The following is a 14,199-nucleotide window of genomic DNA, read 5'->3' on the forward strand; positions in this document are numbered from 1 at the left end:
ATGACGCCGCTGGATCAGTTTCTGCGCCGCGCCGAAGGCCTGCTCGAGCGCCTGGAGGCGGTGCTGCCGCCGGCTACCGCGCGCGAGCCGGATTGGAAGCGCAGCTTCGCCTTCCGCTGGCGCCGGCGTCCAGCCGGGGGCGGCAACTACCTGCAGCCGGTGCTGCATGCCTCGACCATCAAGCTCGAGGACCTGCACCACATCGCTGCCCAGAAGCGCCAGATCGAACAGAACACGCGCCAGTTCGTGGCGCGCCGTCCGGCCAATAACGTCCTGCTGACCGGCGCGCGCGGCACCGGTAAATCATCGCTGATCAAGGCCTGCCTGAACGCCTTCGCCGACCAGGGCCTGCGCCTGATCGAGGTCGACAAGGCCGACCTGGCCGACCTGCCGGACATCATCGACCTGGTCGCCGGCCGGCCCGAGCGCTTCGTGGTCTTTTGCGACGACCTGTCGTTCGAAGAAGGCGAAGCGGGCTACAAGGCGCTCAAGGTGGCGCTCGACGGCAGCATCACGGCGCAGTCGGACAATGTGCTGATCTACGCCACTTCGAATCGGCGTCACCTGATGCCCGAGAAAATGTCGGACAACGCCAGCTACCGCCATGGCGAGGATGGCGACCTGCATCCGGGCGAGACGGTCGAAGAGAAGATATCGCTGTCCGAGCGCTTTGGCCTGTGGCTGTCGTTCTACCCGTTCCGGCAGGACGACTACCTGGACATCGTCGGCCACTGGCTGGCCGACTTCGGCTGCACGCAACCACAGATCGAGGCCGCGCGGCCGGAGGCCCTGCAGTGGGCCTTGCAGCGCGGCTCGCGCTCGGGCCGCGTGGCCTGGCAATTCGCGAAGGACTATGCCGGCAAGCTGCCGGATGCATTATCGAATGACTGAAACACCTACCAATAAAGCCCCGGTCGACGTTGCCGTCGGCATCCTGATGCGGCCCGACGGCGACGTGCTGCTCGGCCAGCGTCCCGACGGCAAGCCGTATGCCGGCTACTGGGAATTCCCGGGCGGGAAAGTCGAAGCCGGCGAAGACATCTTCGCCGCCCTGCAGCGCGAGTTCATGGAAGAACTGGGCGTGCAGGTGGTGAGCGGCGAGGCCTGGTGCTGCGTCGAGCACGTGTACGAACACGCTCACGTGCGCCTGTATTTCTACATCTGCCGCGAGTGGCTGGGGGAGCCGCAAAGCCTGGAAGACCAGGCCTTCGCCTGGCAGGGCGCCTTCGGCGTGAGCCCGCTGCTACCGGCCACCATCCCGCTGCTCGAATGGCTCGACCGGGTCCGCTATCCAGGACATTAATCGCAGACCGCCAATCTTAAGGAGAACGTGTGAAGGTCATCATCCTCGGCAGTGGCGTCATCGGAACCGCATCGGCGTATTTCCTGGCCAAGGCCGGGCATGACGTCACCGTGATCGAGCGCCAGCCGGGCGCCGGGATGGAGACCAGTTTCGGCAATGCCGGCGAGATCTCGCCCGGCTATGCCACGCCCTGGGCCGGCCCCGGCGTGCCGCTGAAAGCCCTCAGGTGGCTGGCGATGCGGCACAGTCCCCTGGTGATCCGGCCGAGGATGGATCCGCAGCAGTGGCGCTGGATCCTGCAGATGCTGGCCAACTGCAATACCCGCAGCTACCAGGTCAACAAGGGCCGCATGGTGCGCCTGGCCGAGTACAGCCGCGACGTGCTGGTCCAGCTGCGGCTTGATACCGGCATCGCCTACGACGAGCGAAGCAAGGGCACCCTGCAGCTGTTTCGCACCCAGAGGCAGTTCGATGGTGCGCACACCGATACCGAGGTGCTGGAGCGTTCCGGCGTGCCATATAAACTGCTCGACCGGCAAGGCTGCACGCAGTACGAACCGGCGCTGGCGCGCGTGCCCGGCAACTACCTGGGCGGCCTGCTGCTGCCCAACGACGAGACCGGCGACTGCTTCAAGTTTACGCAGGCGCTGGCCGGGCTGGCCAAGGGCCTGGGCGTCAAGTTCCGGCACGAGGTCAAGATCGCGCGCCTGAACGTCGAGGGCGACCGCGTGGTTGGCGTCGTCACCGACAAGGGCGAACTGAAATCCGAGGCCTTCGTGCTGGCGCTGGGCAGCTACTCTCCGCTGATGCTCAGGCAGATCGGCATCCACATCCCGGTCTATCCGGTGAAGGGTTATTCGATCACGGTGCCGATCACCGATGCGTCGGGCGCGCCCGAATCGACCGTGATGGACGAGACCTACAAGGTGGCGATCACGCGCCTGGGCGACCGCATCCGCGTCGGCGGCACGGCGGAGCTGTGCGGCTACGACCTGCGGCTGCACCAGGCGCGGCGCGATACGCTCGAACATTCGGTGACGAACCTGTTCCCCGACGGCGGCGACGTGCGCCAGGCTTCGTTCTGGTGCGGCCTGCGGCCGATGACGCCGGACGGCACGCCGGTGATCGGGCCGACGCCGTATCGCAACCTGTTCCTGAACACGGGGCACGGCACTCTGGGCTGGACCATGTCGTGCGGGTCGGGCCGGGTGCTGGCCGATATCCTGTCGGGACGCCAGCCCGAGATCGGGCTGGAAGGGCTGTTCATGGACCGCTATGGGCGGCGCAACAGGCCGGTGGTGGTGCCGGCAGGGATCAGCCGCTAGCGCCTCGTCGTTCCCGCGCAGGCGGGAACCCAAGTTTGCCGGCGCTACGGAGTAGTTTGAAGGAGTGGCAGCGCGAAGGACTTGGGTTCCCGCCTCCGCGGGAACGACGTACGTGGTGAATCAGCGCTCGGGCGGCGGTTCGTCGAGTGGATCCGCCGGCGCAGCGCCGGGGATCACGAATTTCTCTTCGGCCCAGGCGCCCAGGTCGATCTTCTTGCAACGCTCGGAGCAGAACGGGCGGAACTTGTTCGTGTCGATCCATTCGACTTGTTTGCCGCAAGTGGGGCAGGCTACGACGGTCATCGGTACTACCAATCAAAAATCAGAAATTGCAGAGGGTCAGGTCGAACGGCACGTCTTCTTCCAGTGGCTTGGGCTTGCAATCGCCGTCCTGGGTGGTGAAGCGTACCCACAGCATGTACTTGTTGGCCGAGATCTCGGGGATCGCTCCCGCCGATTCGTCCAGGGTCAAGCGCAGCATCTGGTAGATTTTACCCTGTAACATCTGTTGGTAGCTGCCCGCCGAGGCGAACATCTTGACCGGCGCGCCGGAATTGCGCAGCAGGCGCAGCACCAGGGCCAGCGCCTCGAGCAGCGGGGCGAGCGGCCCGAACCAGCCCATGATGTCGGCATGGCGCTGCTCGGCCGGGCGCTTTTGCCAGGCGTAGTAGGAGGGCAGATCGAATTCGCAGGCGCCGCCCGGGATGATGGTGCGGCCGCGGATGCTCATCAGCCATTCGTTTTCGCGCACGTTCTGGCCGGTCTTGCCCTGGCTGGTCACCAGCGCGCTGCTGGCTTTGTCGAGTTCTGCCAGGACGGCGTCGAGCGTGTCGGCCGCGACCGCGGGATTGCTGCGGTAGGCCAGCAGCGATTGCTTCTGCCGTTCGAGCTCCTGCAGCAGGTCCGACTTCAGATCGGCGCGGCCGGCCACTTCCAGCATGTCGAAGATCGTCGCGAGGGCGACATGGTGCTGCATCGGGTGTTCCTGCTGCACGAAGAACTTGAACTTCTCGTACAGGTCCTCCAGCCGCAACAACGTGCGAATCCTCTCGTTGAAAGGGTATTCGTAGACGATCAAAATGACATTCCTCTGAATGTAGGCTGGGGAGCAACTTGGTGATTCTGAACCATACGAAGCAAAATTACAAACACTGCATCAATCTTGTTACATACTCAATGACAGATACCGCTCGTGCAAGCGTTTTACCTGGGGGAACAGGGCTTCCAGGCCATCGTCGTTGTCGATCACGTCGTCGGCCGCGGCCAGGCGCTGGGCCCGCGTAACCTGGGTCGCCATGATGGCGCGCACCTGGTCGGCGGACAGGCTGCTGCGCTGCATGACACGCGCGACCTGGGTGTCTTCCGAGCAGTCCACGGCCAGCACGCGCGACACCCGCTCGCTCCAGGTGCCCGATTCGATCAGGAGCGGCACCGCATAGATCACGTAAGGGCCAGTGGCGATGGCCGCCGCCGCCGCGGTGGCGTCGCGGATGCGCGGATGCAGGATCGCTTCCAGCCGGCCGCGCGCCCCGGCATCGGCAAACACCAGGCTGCGCATGCGCGCGCGGTCCAGGGCGCCCTCCGGCGTGGCGAAGTCGGGTCCGAATTCGGCCAGGATGGCCGGCATCGCCGCGCCGTGCGGGGCGGTCAGGGAATGGGCGATGGCGTCGGTGTCGACGATGGTGGCGCCCAGTCCGGCAAACAGCTCGGCCACGGTGCTCTTGCCGCAGCCGATGCCGCCGGTGAGGCCGACCGAGAACGCCGCGCCGCGCGCCGTGTTCATGCGCCGCCCAGCAGGCCGGCGCTGAAACGGCCCAGCTGCTCGCCATACAGCATGGCGATCAGGCCGGCCGCCGCCAGGTAGGGGCCGAAGGGGATCGGCTTGTCGCGGCCGCGTTTGGCGAACACGATCAGGCTGATGCCGACGACCGCCCCCACCACCGAGGACAGCAGGATGATGGTCGGCAGGGCGGTCCAGCCCAGCCAGGCGCCGAGCGCCGCCAGCAGCTTGAAGTCGCCATATCCCATGCCCTCCTTGCCGGTAGCGAGCTTGAAGACCCAATACACGGCCCACAGCACCAGGTAGCCGGCTGCGGCGCCGATCACGGCATCCTGCAGCGGCACGAAGGTGGCATTGATGTTGATGAGCAGGCCCGCCCACAGCAGCGGATAGGTCAGGTCGTCCGGCAGCAGCTGGGTGTCGAAGTCGATGAAGGTCATCGCGATCAGCAGCCAGGCGAACAGCAGGCTGCCCATGCCGGCGGCACCGCTGCCGAAGGTCCACACCAGCAGGCCCGAGACGATGGCGGTGAACAGTTCGATCGCCGGATAGCGCGCCGAGATGCGCGTCTTGCACTTGCGGCACTTGCCGCCCAGGGCGAGCCAGCTGACGACGGGGATGTTTTCGATGGCCGTGATCTGGTGGCCGCAGCAGGGGCAGGCCGAGCGCGGCGCCATCAGGTTGAAGCGGTCGGTATGCGGCGGCTCCTTGCCGCTTTCCTGCGCCACGTAGTTGTCGGACTCGCGCTGCATCATCTTGGGGATGCGGTAGATGACCACGTTCAGGAAGCTGCCGACCAAGAGGCCCAGCAAGGCGGCCACGAGGGTGGGGCCCAGCAGGGCAGGGGGCGCAAACAACAACGATTCCAGGGGCATGTCGATCCGGTCCGAGACGAAAAGGCGGCGCCATCCGGCTACCGGCGGCCTGCCGCAGAGTGATTCCTTACATCAACCTCATTGTAGGGGTTTTCTTCGCATTTGGCGAAGACGTTCGCCTTACGCTGCTGCATCGCAAAAATCATACGGTTATTCATTAAATCGAAAGTTTTCGAAAGTTATTTGATATTTCGAAAGCCTTCCATTACTATCTACTTATAACGAAGAACCTAAGGAGGACGACGACGATGAAAACCCACTGGCTTGGCTACGCCCTGGTGACCACCCTGCTGTGGGGCGCGTGGGGCGCCTTCGCCGGGCGTCCGGTGCAGAACGGCTTTCCCGAGACACTGGTGTATGCGGTGTGGGCGCTGACCATGATTCCACCGGCGCTGTTCGCACTGGCGCGCATCGACTGGCGCGTGCGGCGCGACGGCCCTGCGGTTGCCCATGGCCTGGCCATCGGCCTCCTGGGCGCCGGTGGACAGATGATTCTGTTCCACGCGGTCAAGGAAGGTCCCACTTACCTGATCTTCCCCCTGATCTCGCTGTCGCCGGTGATCACGATCGCCCTGTCGTATGCCTTCCTGCGCGAACGCACCGGCGCCATGGGCGTGGCCGGCATCGTGCTGGCGCTGTGCGCGCTGCCGCTGTTCGACTACGCGCCCGAACAGGGCGGCGTGGCCTATGGCTGGTGGTTCGTGCTGGCGCTGGGCGTGCTGGTGGCCTGGGGCCTGCAGGCCTACTTCATCAAGCGCGCCAACGCCATCATGGATGCCGAAAGCATCTTCTTCTACATGACCGTCAGCGCACTGGCTTTCATTCCGGTCGCGCTGCTCATGACCGACTTCTCGCAGCCGATCAACTATGGCCTGGATGGACCATGGCTGGCCGCGATCACGCAGGTGCTCAATGCCGTCGGCGCGCTGACCCTGGTGTACGCCTTCCGGCATGGCAAGGCGCTGGTGGTGTCGCCCCTGGTCAATGCCGGCGCGCCGCTCCTGACCACCATCATTTCGGTGGCGATGGCGGCGACCCTGCCGAACGGTTTCAAACTGGCCGGCATCGGCCTGTCGCTCGCGGCGGCGCTGTTCCTGGCGTTGCAGCCCGACGAACCCAGCGCCGCCTGAAGTCCCTCTATCTGGAGTCAACCACAATGCAAGTGCTTCTCGACCTCGTCCAACGCCATCACGCGGGCCAGCCCGCGGGCATCCATTCAGTGTGTTCGGCGCACCCGCTGGTGATCGAGGCCGCCTTCGAAACCGGCCTGGACGCCGAAGGTCCGGTGCTGATCGAGGCCACCTCGAACCAGGTCAACCAGGACGGCGGCTATACCGGCATGACGCCCACCGCCTTCCGTGACTTCGTGTTCGGCATCGCCGACAAGGTGGGCTTTCCACGCGGGCGCATCCTTCTGGGGGGCGACCACCTGGGGCCGAACTGCTGGCAGGGCGAGCCCGCCGCCAGCGCGATGGCCAAGTCCGAGGTGCTGATCGACCAGTATGTGGCCGCGGGTTTCCGCAAGATCCACCTCGATTGCTCGATGTCGTGCGCGGGCGATCCGGTGCCGCTGCCGGACGAAGTCGTGGCCGAACGCGCCGCGCGCCTGGCCGTAGTGGCCGAGCGCGCCTGGCAGCGCGCGGGCGGCGAAGCGCCGGTGTATATCGTCGGCACCGAGGTGCCGGTGCCGGGCGGCGCCCACGAAGAGCTGGCCGAACTGGCCGTGACCACACCGGAAGCGGCGGCGCTGACCATCGCCGCTCACCGGGCTGCATTCGGTGCGGCCGGCCTGGACGCCGCGTGGCCGCGCGTGATCGGCCTGGTGGTGCAGCCGGGCGTGGAATTCGACCACCACAAGGTGATCGACTACCGCCCGGAAAAGGCGCAGGCGCTGAGCCGTTTCATCGAGGGCGAGCCGACCATGGTGTTCGAGGCCCACTCGACCGACTACCAGACGCCCGGCCTGCTGCAGGCGCTGGTGCGCGACCACTTCGCCATATTGAAGGTCGGCCCCGGCCTGACCTTCGCGCTGCGCGAGACCTTGTGGGCGCTGGCCGATATCGAAGCCGAGATGAACGTTGCAGGCAATAGCGGCTTCAAGGAAGTGGTGCTGGACGTGATGCGCGCCGAGCCGGACTACTGGCGCAAGTACTACCACGACGCCGGCAACCTGCTGTTCGACCAGCAGTACAGCCTCTCCGACCGGATCCGCTACTACTGGCCGCATCCGCGCATCCAGGCCGCGCAGGCGGCGCTGGTCGCGAACCTGGAACGCCAGCCGGCGCCGCTCACCTTGCTGAGCCAGTACCTGCCATTCCATTACGAAGCCGTGCGCGAGGGCCGGGTGCGCAACGCACCGCTCGCGCTATTGAAAGAAGGGGTAGCCCGCGTGCTGCGCCAGTATATGCGCGCCTGCCAGCCGGGCGCCGAACCTAGGGAGCAGTGAACATGCAAGCAGTACAGGATGCCGTGCAAGGCGGCAGTGAATTATTTGGACAGGATCTGGCCCGCCTCGATGCGCTGGGCGGCGGCGTGACGGCGCGCGAGATCGCGCAGCAGCCGGCCGTGTGGCCGCAGATCGATGCGCTGGTGAGCGCGCAGCGCGCGCAGATCGACGCCTTCCTGGCGCCGCTGCTGGCGCGCCCGGAGTTGCGCATCGTGATGGCCGGCGCCGGCACCTCGGCCTTCATCGGCGAGTGCCTGGCGCCCGGCCTGTTGCGCCAGGGCCGGCGCGCCGAGGCCGTGCCGACCACCGACCTGGTGTCGGGCCCGGACCGCTATTTCCAGCGCAGTGTGCCAACCCTGGTGGTGTCGTTCGGCCGTTCCGGCAGCAGCCCGGAAAGCGTGGCGGCGGTGCAGCTGGCCGACCAGCTGGTGGACGACGTCTACCACCTGGTGATCACCTGCAATGAAGAAGGACAGCTGTACCGCATGACCCAGGACCGCGCCAATGCGCTGGCGATCCTGCTGCCCGACGCCACCCACGACCGCGGCTTCGCGATGACGACCAGCTTCACCTCGATGCTGCTGGCCGCGGCGCTGGCGTTCCGGGTGCTGGCGCCTGACGTTGGAGCTCGTATAGCGCCGGCGGCGACGCAGGTAGGCGAGCGCGCGCTGCCGCTCCTGACCCAGCTGGTGGCGCAGGACTTCAAGCGCGTGGTCTACCTGGGCAGCAACGAGCTGCGCGGCCTGGCGCGCGAAGCCTCGCTCAAGCTGCTGGAGTTGACCGACGGCCAGGTGGTGGCGCTCCACGATTCGCCACTGGGCTTCCGCCACGGTCCCAAGACCATTGTCGACGACCGGACCCTGGTGGTGGTGCTGCTGTCGAACGATCCGCAGGCGCGCCGCTACGATCTCGACCTGCTGCGCGAGCTGCGCGGCGACCGCCGCGCCGGCCGCGTGCTGGCACTCAGCGCCCAGGGCGATGCGACGCCTGACGACGATACCTTCGTGTTCACGGGGGCGGACGCTGTGCAAGACCTTGAACTCGCGCTTCCCTACATCGTGTTCTGCCAGTGCTTCGCCTTCCTGCGCTCGCTGTCGATGGGCGTGCGTCCGGACACGCCGAGCATGTCCGGCACCGTCAACCGGGTGGTGCGCGGCGTGACCATCTATCCATTTGCTTCTCCCGTCGATAACGAGGCCACCCATGTTCCTCGGCGTTGACGGCGGCGGCACCAAGACCGCGTTCGCGCTGATCGACGCGCACGGCAGCGTGCTGGCGCGCCATGAAGAAGGCAGCACCTACCACGTCGACCACGGCATGCCCGCCGTGGCGGCGACCCTGCAGCGCGGCGTGCAGGCGCTCTTGTCCACAGCCGGCGTCGATGGCGGCACGGTCACCTACGCCTTCTTCGGCCTGCCGGCCTATGGCGAGGACCGCGCGGCCCAGCGCGAGCTCGATGCGGCGGCTGGCGCCATCTTCGGCCCCGAGCGCACCCTGTGCGGCAACGACATGGTGTGCAGCTGGGCCGGTTCGCTGGCCTGCATGGACGGCATCAGCGTGATCGCCGGCACCGGCTCGATGGCCTATGGCGAAGTCGCCGGCCGCCAGGCGCGCGCCGGCGGCTGGGGAGAGCTGTTCAGCGACGAGGGTTCGGCCCACTGGATCGCGCGCGCCGGCCTGACCCTGTTCTCGCGCATGAGCGACGGCCGCGCGCCCAAGGGCGCCCTGTACGGCCTGATGCGCGAGCGGCTGGCGCTGGAGGACGATCTCGACCTGTGCGCCGTGGTGTACGGCGAGCTTGGCGGCGATCGCAGCCGCATCGCCCAGCTGGCGCGCCTGGTGTCCGAGGCGGTGGCCCTGGGCGACGAGCAGGCGCGCGCCGTCTTCGTCGACGCGGCGCGCGAACTGGCAGCGATGGTTGACGCGGTGCGCGACCGGCTCGACGTCGATCCAGACTTGCCGCTGGCAGTCTCTTACACGGGCGGGATGTTCGGCGACGGCAGCCTGCTGCGCGCGCCATTCGAGCAGGCGCTGGCCGCCTGCGCCAGGCCCTATCGCCTGCAGGCGCCGCGGCTGGCGCCGGTGCTCGGCGCCGCCCTGTATGCCGCCCGCAGCGCCAGGCAGCCATTGAGCGAGGCCGCGCTGGAGCGCCTCGCCTCCCAGACCCGATAGACAGGAGCACACATGCGCATCCGCCTTCTTTGCACCATCCTCCTTGCCGCGCTGGCGTCGCCGATCGGCGCGCTGGCTGCCGACAGCTACACCATGCAGGATTACGAGAGCGTCGCCAAGATCGACGCCCACCTGCACTTGCACGGCCTCGAGCAAGGCCCGTTCCTGGAGCTGGCGCGCAAGGCCAACTTCCGCGCGCTGACGATCAACGTCGACTATCCGGTGTTCCCGGCGCTGGAGCAGCAGCAACGCGTGGCCAGCAAGCTGCACCACGAGCATCCGGCCACCGTCGGCTGGATCGCCAGCTTCAGCGCCGATAACCTCATGCGGCCGGCCTGGATCCCGGCGACCCTGCACCGGCTGGATGCCGCGCTGCAGGATGGCGCGGTGGGCGTCAAGGTGTGGAAGAACATCGGCATGTCGGAGCGCGATGCACAGGGCAAGCTGGTGATGGTCGACGACGCCCGCATCAAGCCGCTGTTCGACGCCTTTGAAGAGCGCGACGTGCTGCTGGTCGGGCACCAGGGCGAGCCGCACAACTGCTGGCTGCCGCTCGAGAAGATGACGACCAAGAACGACCGCGAATACTTCAAGAACCACCCGCAGTACCACATGTACAAGCAGCCGAAGATGCCGAGTTACGAAGACCAGATGGGCGCGCGCGACCGCCTGCTGGCCAGCCATCCACGCCTGCGCTTCGTCGGCGTGCACATGGCCTCGCTGGAGTGGAATGTGGACGAGCTGGCGCGCTTCCTGGACCGCAATCCGACGGCCAATGTGGACATCGCGGCGCGCATCGGCCAGATCCAGTACCAGTCGCAGCGCGACCGCGAGCGGGTGCGCCAGTTCTTCATCACCTATCAGGACCGCCTGATGTACGGCTCCGACCTGGCCCAGTCGGCACAGCAGAGCCAGGCCGACTTCGTGACCGACCTGGATGGCGTGTGGCGGCGCGACTGGCGCTACTTCAATACCGACGACGAACTCACCACGCCGGACCTGGACGGCGTGGTGCGCGGCCTGGCGCTGCCGAAAGCGGTGGCCGACAAGCTGTTCCGCCAGAACGCCGAGCGCGTGTTCCCGGGCGCCTGGAAGGCATGATCATGGTGGCTTCATACCGGGCTTCCTACCGGGCTTCCTACGTAAGTGAGATGGGGAGTAAAAAATAGTCTGAACTTTCGTTTCTTGCATTTTCATCCTGTATCATCAATCCGTTAATGAAGCAACGATCACGTATATAACGGAACCGCGGCGGCGAACCGGCGCGGAGGGATGAAAATGAAGCAGGCAAAAAAAACAGAAACGAAAGTTTCGAACGGTAACGAAGGCAAGCCCCCGGAAGCGCTGCCCGATCAGGATCTGCTGGTGGCCGAACGGCGCCGCAAGATCCGCGAAATGGTGGCCGAGCGCGGGCGGGTGACGGTGGCCGAGCTGTCCGAGATGTTCGGCATCTCGCTGGTGACGGTGCGCGCCGACCTGAACGTGCTGGCCGAGATCGGCGCGGTGGTGCGCACCCGCGGCGGGGCCCTGGCCCAGCGCGCCGACGAGGACTTGCCGATCGGCGTCAAGCAGTCGCTGCACCGCGCCGAGAAGGTCCGCATCGCGGAAGAAGCGGTCAAGCTGATCGGGGAAGGGCAGACCATCGTGCTCGACTCGGGCACGACGACCGCCGAAATCGCCAAGCAGATCCGCGGCCTGAAGCTGCAGTCGGTGAACGTGATCACCAATGCGCTCAACATCGCCGTGCTGCTGGCCGGCGCGCCGCACGTGACGCTGATCATGCTCGGCGGGGTGCTGCGTCCCAGCTCGTATTCGCTGGGCGGCCCGCAGGCCGAGCAGGGGCTGGAAGGCCTGCATGCCGACATCCTGTTCCTGGGCTTCGATGGCCTGGATCCGGAGATCGGCGTGATGACGCCGCACCTGCTCGAAGCGCGCCTGAATTCGCGCATGCTGGGCATCGCGCGCCGCGTAGTGGCGGTGGGCGATTCGTCGAAGATCGGACGGCGCAGCCTGTCCATGATCGCGACGATCGAACAGATCGACCAGATCATCACCGATGCCGGCGTGCCGGCGGAGATGGTCGAGGCGCTGCGCTCGCGCGGCGCGCAAGTGGTGCTGGTGTAGGGCGGCTCGGCCGGCCGGCGCCGGCTGTGTTGTACCTCACAAGCAAGGAGACAAGATGACCGAAGTGCATAGCGAGCGTCGCCGCACCCTGTTGCAGTGGCTGGCCGGATCGGCCGTGGCAAGCGGCATGGGCGCCGGCGCCGGCGTGGCGGTGGCTGCGCCTCAGGGTAAAAACGTGGCGCGCATCGGCGACGCCGCCCTGGGACTCGAATTCGACGGCCAGATGCGTAGCCGCCTGCTGGCGCGCCAGGGCGGCGCGACGGTCGCGGTCACGGGCTTTCACGCCAGCGAACGGCTGCGCGTGACGGGCGGGCGCTGGATCGACAGCTTCGCGCTTGGCGCGCAGGCGGTCGACCGCGTCGACGGCCCGCACGGCGCGGGCGTGCGCCATCGCCTGACCGGTGCGTCGAAGGACGGCGTGGAAAAAACCGTGCTGGTCACCTTCTATGAACGCCACCCGGGCCTGGCCCTGCTGCGCGTGAGCTACCGTAACAATGGCCAGACCGCGCTGCCGGTCGAGGCCTGGTCGAACAACGGCTATACGCTGCTGCCGGCGAAGCGCGCGCCAGGGCGCGGCTTCTGGACCTTCTCGGGTTCGTCGCACGCCGACCGCCGCGACTGGGTGCAGCCGCTCAAGGACGGCTTCGAGCAGCGCAACTTCATGGGCATGAACTCGTCCGACTATGGCGGCGGCACGCCGGTGGCCGACGTCTGGCAGCCCGAACACGGCATCGCCGTGGGCCATCTCGACACCGTGCCGCGCCTGGTGGCGCTGCCGGTGCAACAAGTAAAGGCCGGCGCCGCGCTGGCGATCGAGTTCGAGCAAGCGGTGGTGCTGCAACCGGGCCAGGAGCTGACCACCCTGGACACCTTCGTCACCGTGCACACGGGCGACTACTTCGCGGCCCTGGACCGCTACCGCCTGGTGATGGCCGAGCGTGGCCTGGCGGCGCCGCAGGCGGGCGATGAATCGTACGAGCCGATCTGGTGCGCCTGGGGCTATGAGCGCGACTTCACGATCCCCCTGATGACCGGCACCCTGGCCAAGGCCAAGGAACTGGGCCTGGAATGGGCGGTGCTGGACGATGGCTGGCAGACCAATGAAGGCGACTGGAAGATCGACCGCAAGAAGTTCGCGCGCGGCGAAGAAGACATGAAGAAGCTGGTGGACGACATCCACGGCGCCGGCCTGAAGGCGCGTTTGTGGCTGGCGCCGCTGGCGGCCGATCCGGGCACCGACCTGCTGCACCAGCAGACCGACCAGCTGCTGCTGGACGAGAACGGCGCGCCGCAATTCGTCACCTGGTGGAACGCCCTGACCCTGTGCCCGGCCTATGAACCGGTGATCGAGCAGACCCGCGCGCTGGTGCGCAAGATCATCGGCGAGTGGGGCTACGAGGGCCTGAAGCTCGACGGCCAGCACCTGAACGGCGTAGCGCCATGCTACAATCCGGCGCACAATCACGCGCGTCCGGAAGAGTCCTTCGAAAAACTGCAGGACTACTGGAAGATGGTGTACGACACCGCGCGCGAGATCAATCCCAAGGCGGTGGTCGAGTTCTGTCCCTGCGGCACCTCGTATGCCTTCCATACGCTGCCCTACACCAATCAGGCGCCGTCGTCCGACCCGCTGTCCTCGTGGCAGGTGCGGCACAAGGGCAAGACCCTGAAAGCGCTGATGGGGCCGACCGCGGCGTATGCCGGCGACCACGTCGAACTGAGCGATGGCGGCGACGATTTCGCGTCGTCGGTGGGCATCGGCGCGGTGGTCTCGACCAAGTTCACCTGGCCCGAAGACCCGAAGCCGAAGGACAGCTACCTGCTCACGGCGGTCAAGGAAGCGAAGTGGCGCAAGTGGATCGGCATCTACAAGGACAAGATGCTGCCCAAGGGCCAGTATCGCGGGGAACTGTACGACATCGGCTTCGACAAGCCGGAAACCCATGCCGTCGAAAAGGATGGCCGGCTGTACTTTGCCTTCTATGCGAAGGAATGGTCGGGCCAGGTCGAACTGCGCGGCTTGAAGGAAGGCCGCTACCGCGTGCGCGACTATGTGGAAGACCGCGATCTGGGCGAAGTGAGCGCGGCCAGCAACAAGCTCAAGATCGGGTTTGAGCAGGCGCTCTTGCTCGAGGCAATTCCGGTCTGAGCCTGCGTGAACGGCATCGCAACAC

Annotated in this window: 14 protein-coding genes; 10 read left to right on the forward strand and 4 right to left on the reverse strand. The window is 66.6% G+C overall.

Features of this window, described 5'->3' with window-relative positions; genetic code table 11:
• From AC3A6F_RS01530 to AC3A6F_RS01540, 3 genes are read left to right on the forward strand one after another with little or no spacing between them, the layout of a single operon-like run.
• The gene (locus AC3A6F_RS01530) at positions 1–891 is read left to right on the forward strand and encodes an ATP-binding protein (RefSeq protein ID WP_487678206.1); all 891 of its coding nucleotides are present in this window, start codon (positions 1–3) and stop codon (positions 889–891) included.
• Positions 884–1,303, forward strand: a complete 420-nt coding sequence (locus AC3A6F_RS01535; RefSeq protein ID WP_487678207.1) for an NUDIX domain-containing protein — start codon at positions 884–886, stop codon at positions 1,301–1,303. Before AC3A6F_RS01530 ends, AC3A6F_RS01535 begins: the two co-directional genes overlap by 8 nt.
• Positions 1,304–1,332: 29 nt before the next feature.
• Positions 1,333–2,628 (forward strand): D-amino acid dehydrogenase, encoded by a 1,296-nt coding sequence (locus AC3A6F_RS01540; RefSeq protein WP_487678208.1) that lies wholly within the window; start codon positions 1,333–1,335, stop codon positions 2,626–2,628.
• Between the two features lie 120 nt (positions 2,629–2,748).
• Here the strand turns inward: AC3A6F_RS01540 and AC3A6F_RS01545 are convergent, their stop codons facing one another.
• From AC3A6F_RS01545 to AC3A6F_RS01560, 4 genes are all read right to left on the reverse strand, one after another.
• Positions 2,749–2,931, reverse strand: coding sequence for a DNA gyrase inhibitor YacG (locus AC3A6F_RS01545; RefSeq protein ID WP_147933744.1), 183 nt, complete (start codon positions 2,929–2,931; stop codon positions 2,749–2,751).
• 19 nt (positions 2,932–2,950) lie between these two features.
• On the reverse strand, positions 2,951–3,706 hold the full coding sequence (gene zapD, locus AC3A6F_RS01550; RefSeq protein WP_320472884.1) for a cell division protein ZapD: 756 nt from the start codon (positions 3,704–3,706) through the stop codon (positions 2,951–2,953).
• A gap of 87 nt (positions 3,707–3,793) precedes the next feature.
• Positions 3,794–4,411 carry a dephospho-CoA kinase gene (coaE, locus tag AC3A6F_RS01555; RefSeq protein ID WP_487678209.1) on the reverse strand — a complete coding sequence of 206 codons (618 nt, stop codon included), beginning with the start codon at positions 4,409–4,411 and terminating at the stop codon, positions 3,794–3,796.
• The gene (locus AC3A6F_RS01560) at positions 4,408–5,283 is read right to left on the reverse strand and encodes a prepilin peptidase (RefSeq protein ID WP_487678210.1); all 876 of its coding nucleotides are present in this window, start codon (positions 5,281–5,283) and stop codon (positions 4,408–4,410) included. The genes coaE and AC3A6F_RS01560 overlap by 4 nt, the downstream gene beginning before the upstream one ends.
• A gap of 248 nt (positions 5,284–5,531) precedes the next feature.
• Here AC3A6F_RS01560 and AC3A6F_RS01565 point away from each other — a divergent pair, with 248 nt between their 5' ends.
• The 7 genes from AC3A6F_RS01565 (at position 5,532) to AC3A6F_RS01595 (ending at position 14,174) form a co-directional block, all read left to right on the forward strand.
• Positions 5,532–6,413, forward strand: coding sequence for an EamA family transporter (locus tag AC3A6F_RS01565; protein WP_487678211.1), 882 nt, complete (start codon positions 5,532–5,534; stop codon positions 6,411–6,413).
• A gap of 26 nt (positions 6,414–6,439) precedes the next feature.
• Entirely contained in the window at positions 6,440–7,729 is a 1,290-nt protein-coding gene (locus AC3A6F_RS01570; protein ID WP_487678212.1) for a D-tagatose-bisphosphate aldolase, class II, non-catalytic subunit, read from the forward strand.
• 2 nt (positions 7,730–7,731) lie between these two features.
• Positions 7,732–8,949: an SIS domain-containing protein gene (locus AC3A6F_RS01575; protein WP_487678213.1), complete on the forward strand. Its 1,218-nt coding sequence runs from the start codon at positions 7,732–7,734 to the stop codon at positions 8,947–8,949.
• The gene (locus AC3A6F_RS01580; RefSeq protein ID WP_487678214.1) at positions 8,933–9,901 is read left to right on the forward strand and encodes a BadF/BadG/BcrA/BcrD ATPase family protein; all 969 of its coding nucleotides are present in this window, start codon (positions 8,933–8,935) and stop codon (positions 9,899–9,901) included. The genes AC3A6F_RS01575 and AC3A6F_RS01580 overlap by 17 nt, the downstream gene beginning before the upstream one ends.
• Positions 9,902–9,913: 12 nt before the next feature.
• Positions 9,914–11,002, forward strand: coding sequence for an amidohydrolase family protein (locus AC3A6F_RS01585; RefSeq protein ID WP_487678215.1), 1,089 nt, complete (start codon positions 9,914–9,916; stop codon positions 11,000–11,002).
• A 177-nt stretch (positions 11,003–11,179) separates the two neighbouring features.
• Complete coding sequence (locus tag AC3A6F_RS01590; RefSeq protein ID WP_487678216.1) at positions 11,180–12,025, forward strand: DeoR/GlpR family DNA-binding transcription regulator; 846 nt, start codon at positions 11,180–11,182, stop codon at positions 12,023–12,025.
• A 55-nt stretch (positions 12,026–12,080) separates the two neighbouring features.
• The gene (locus AC3A6F_RS01595) at positions 12,081–14,174 is read left to right on the forward strand and encodes a glycoside hydrolase family 36 protein (RefSeq protein WP_487678217.1); all 2,094 of its coding nucleotides are present in this window, start codon (positions 12,081–12,083) and stop codon (positions 14,172–14,174) included.
• Positions 14,175–14,199: the final 25 nt, after the last annotated feature.

The sequence above is a fragment of the Massilia sp. Soil_C_3 genome, assembly GCF_057657035.1.

Bases quoted from the DNA above. Each gene is read 5' to 3' on its own strand.
- AC3A6F_RS01530 (WP_487678206.1), top strand. From the start codon at position 1: ATGACGCCGCTGGATCAGTTTCTGCGCCGCGCCGAAGGCCTGCTCGAG.
- AC3A6F_RS01535 (WP_487678207.1), top strand. From the start codon at position 884: ATGACTGAAACACCTACCAATAAAGCCCCGGTCGACGTTGCCGTCGGC.
- AC3A6F_RS01545 (WP_147933744.1), bottom strand. From the start codon at position 2,931: ATGACCGTCGTAGCCTGCCCCACTTGCGGCAAACAAGTCGAATGGATC.
- coaE (WP_487678209.1), bottom strand. From the start codon at position 4,411: ATGAACACGGCGCGCGGCGCGGCGTTCTCGGTCGGCCTCACCGGCGGC.
- AC3A6F_RS01560 (WP_487678210.1), bottom strand. From the start codon at position 5,283: ATGCCCCTGGAATCGTTGTTGTTTGCGCCCCCTGCCCTGCTGGGCCCC.
- AC3A6F_RS01565 (WP_487678211.1), top strand. From the start codon at position 5,532: ATGAAAACCCACTGGCTTGGCTACGCCCTGGTGACCACCCTGCTGTGG.
- AC3A6F_RS01570 (WP_487678212.1), top strand. From the start codon at position 6,440: ATGCAAGTGCTTCTCGACCTCGTCCAACGCCATCACGCGGGCCAGCCC.
- AC3A6F_RS01575 (WP_487678213.1), top strand. From the start codon at position 7,732: ATGCAAGCAGTACAGGATGCCGTGCAAGGCGGCAGTGAATTATTTGGA.
- AC3A6F_RS01580 (WP_487678214.1), top strand. From the start codon at position 8,933: ATGTTCCTCGGCGTTGACGGCGGCGGCACCAAGACCGCGTTCGCGCTG.
- AC3A6F_RS01585 (WP_487678215.1), top strand. From the start codon at position 9,914: ATGCGCATCCGCCTTCTTTGCACCATCCTCCTTGCCGCGCTGGCGTCG.
- AC3A6F_RS01590 (WP_487678216.1), top strand. From the start codon at position 11,180: ATGAAGCAGGCAAAAAAAACAGAAACGAAAGTTTCGAACGGTAACGAA.
- AC3A6F_RS01595 (WP_487678217.1), top strand. From the start codon at position 12,081: ATGACCGAAGTGCATAGCGAGCGTCGCCGCACCCTGTTGCAGTGGCTG.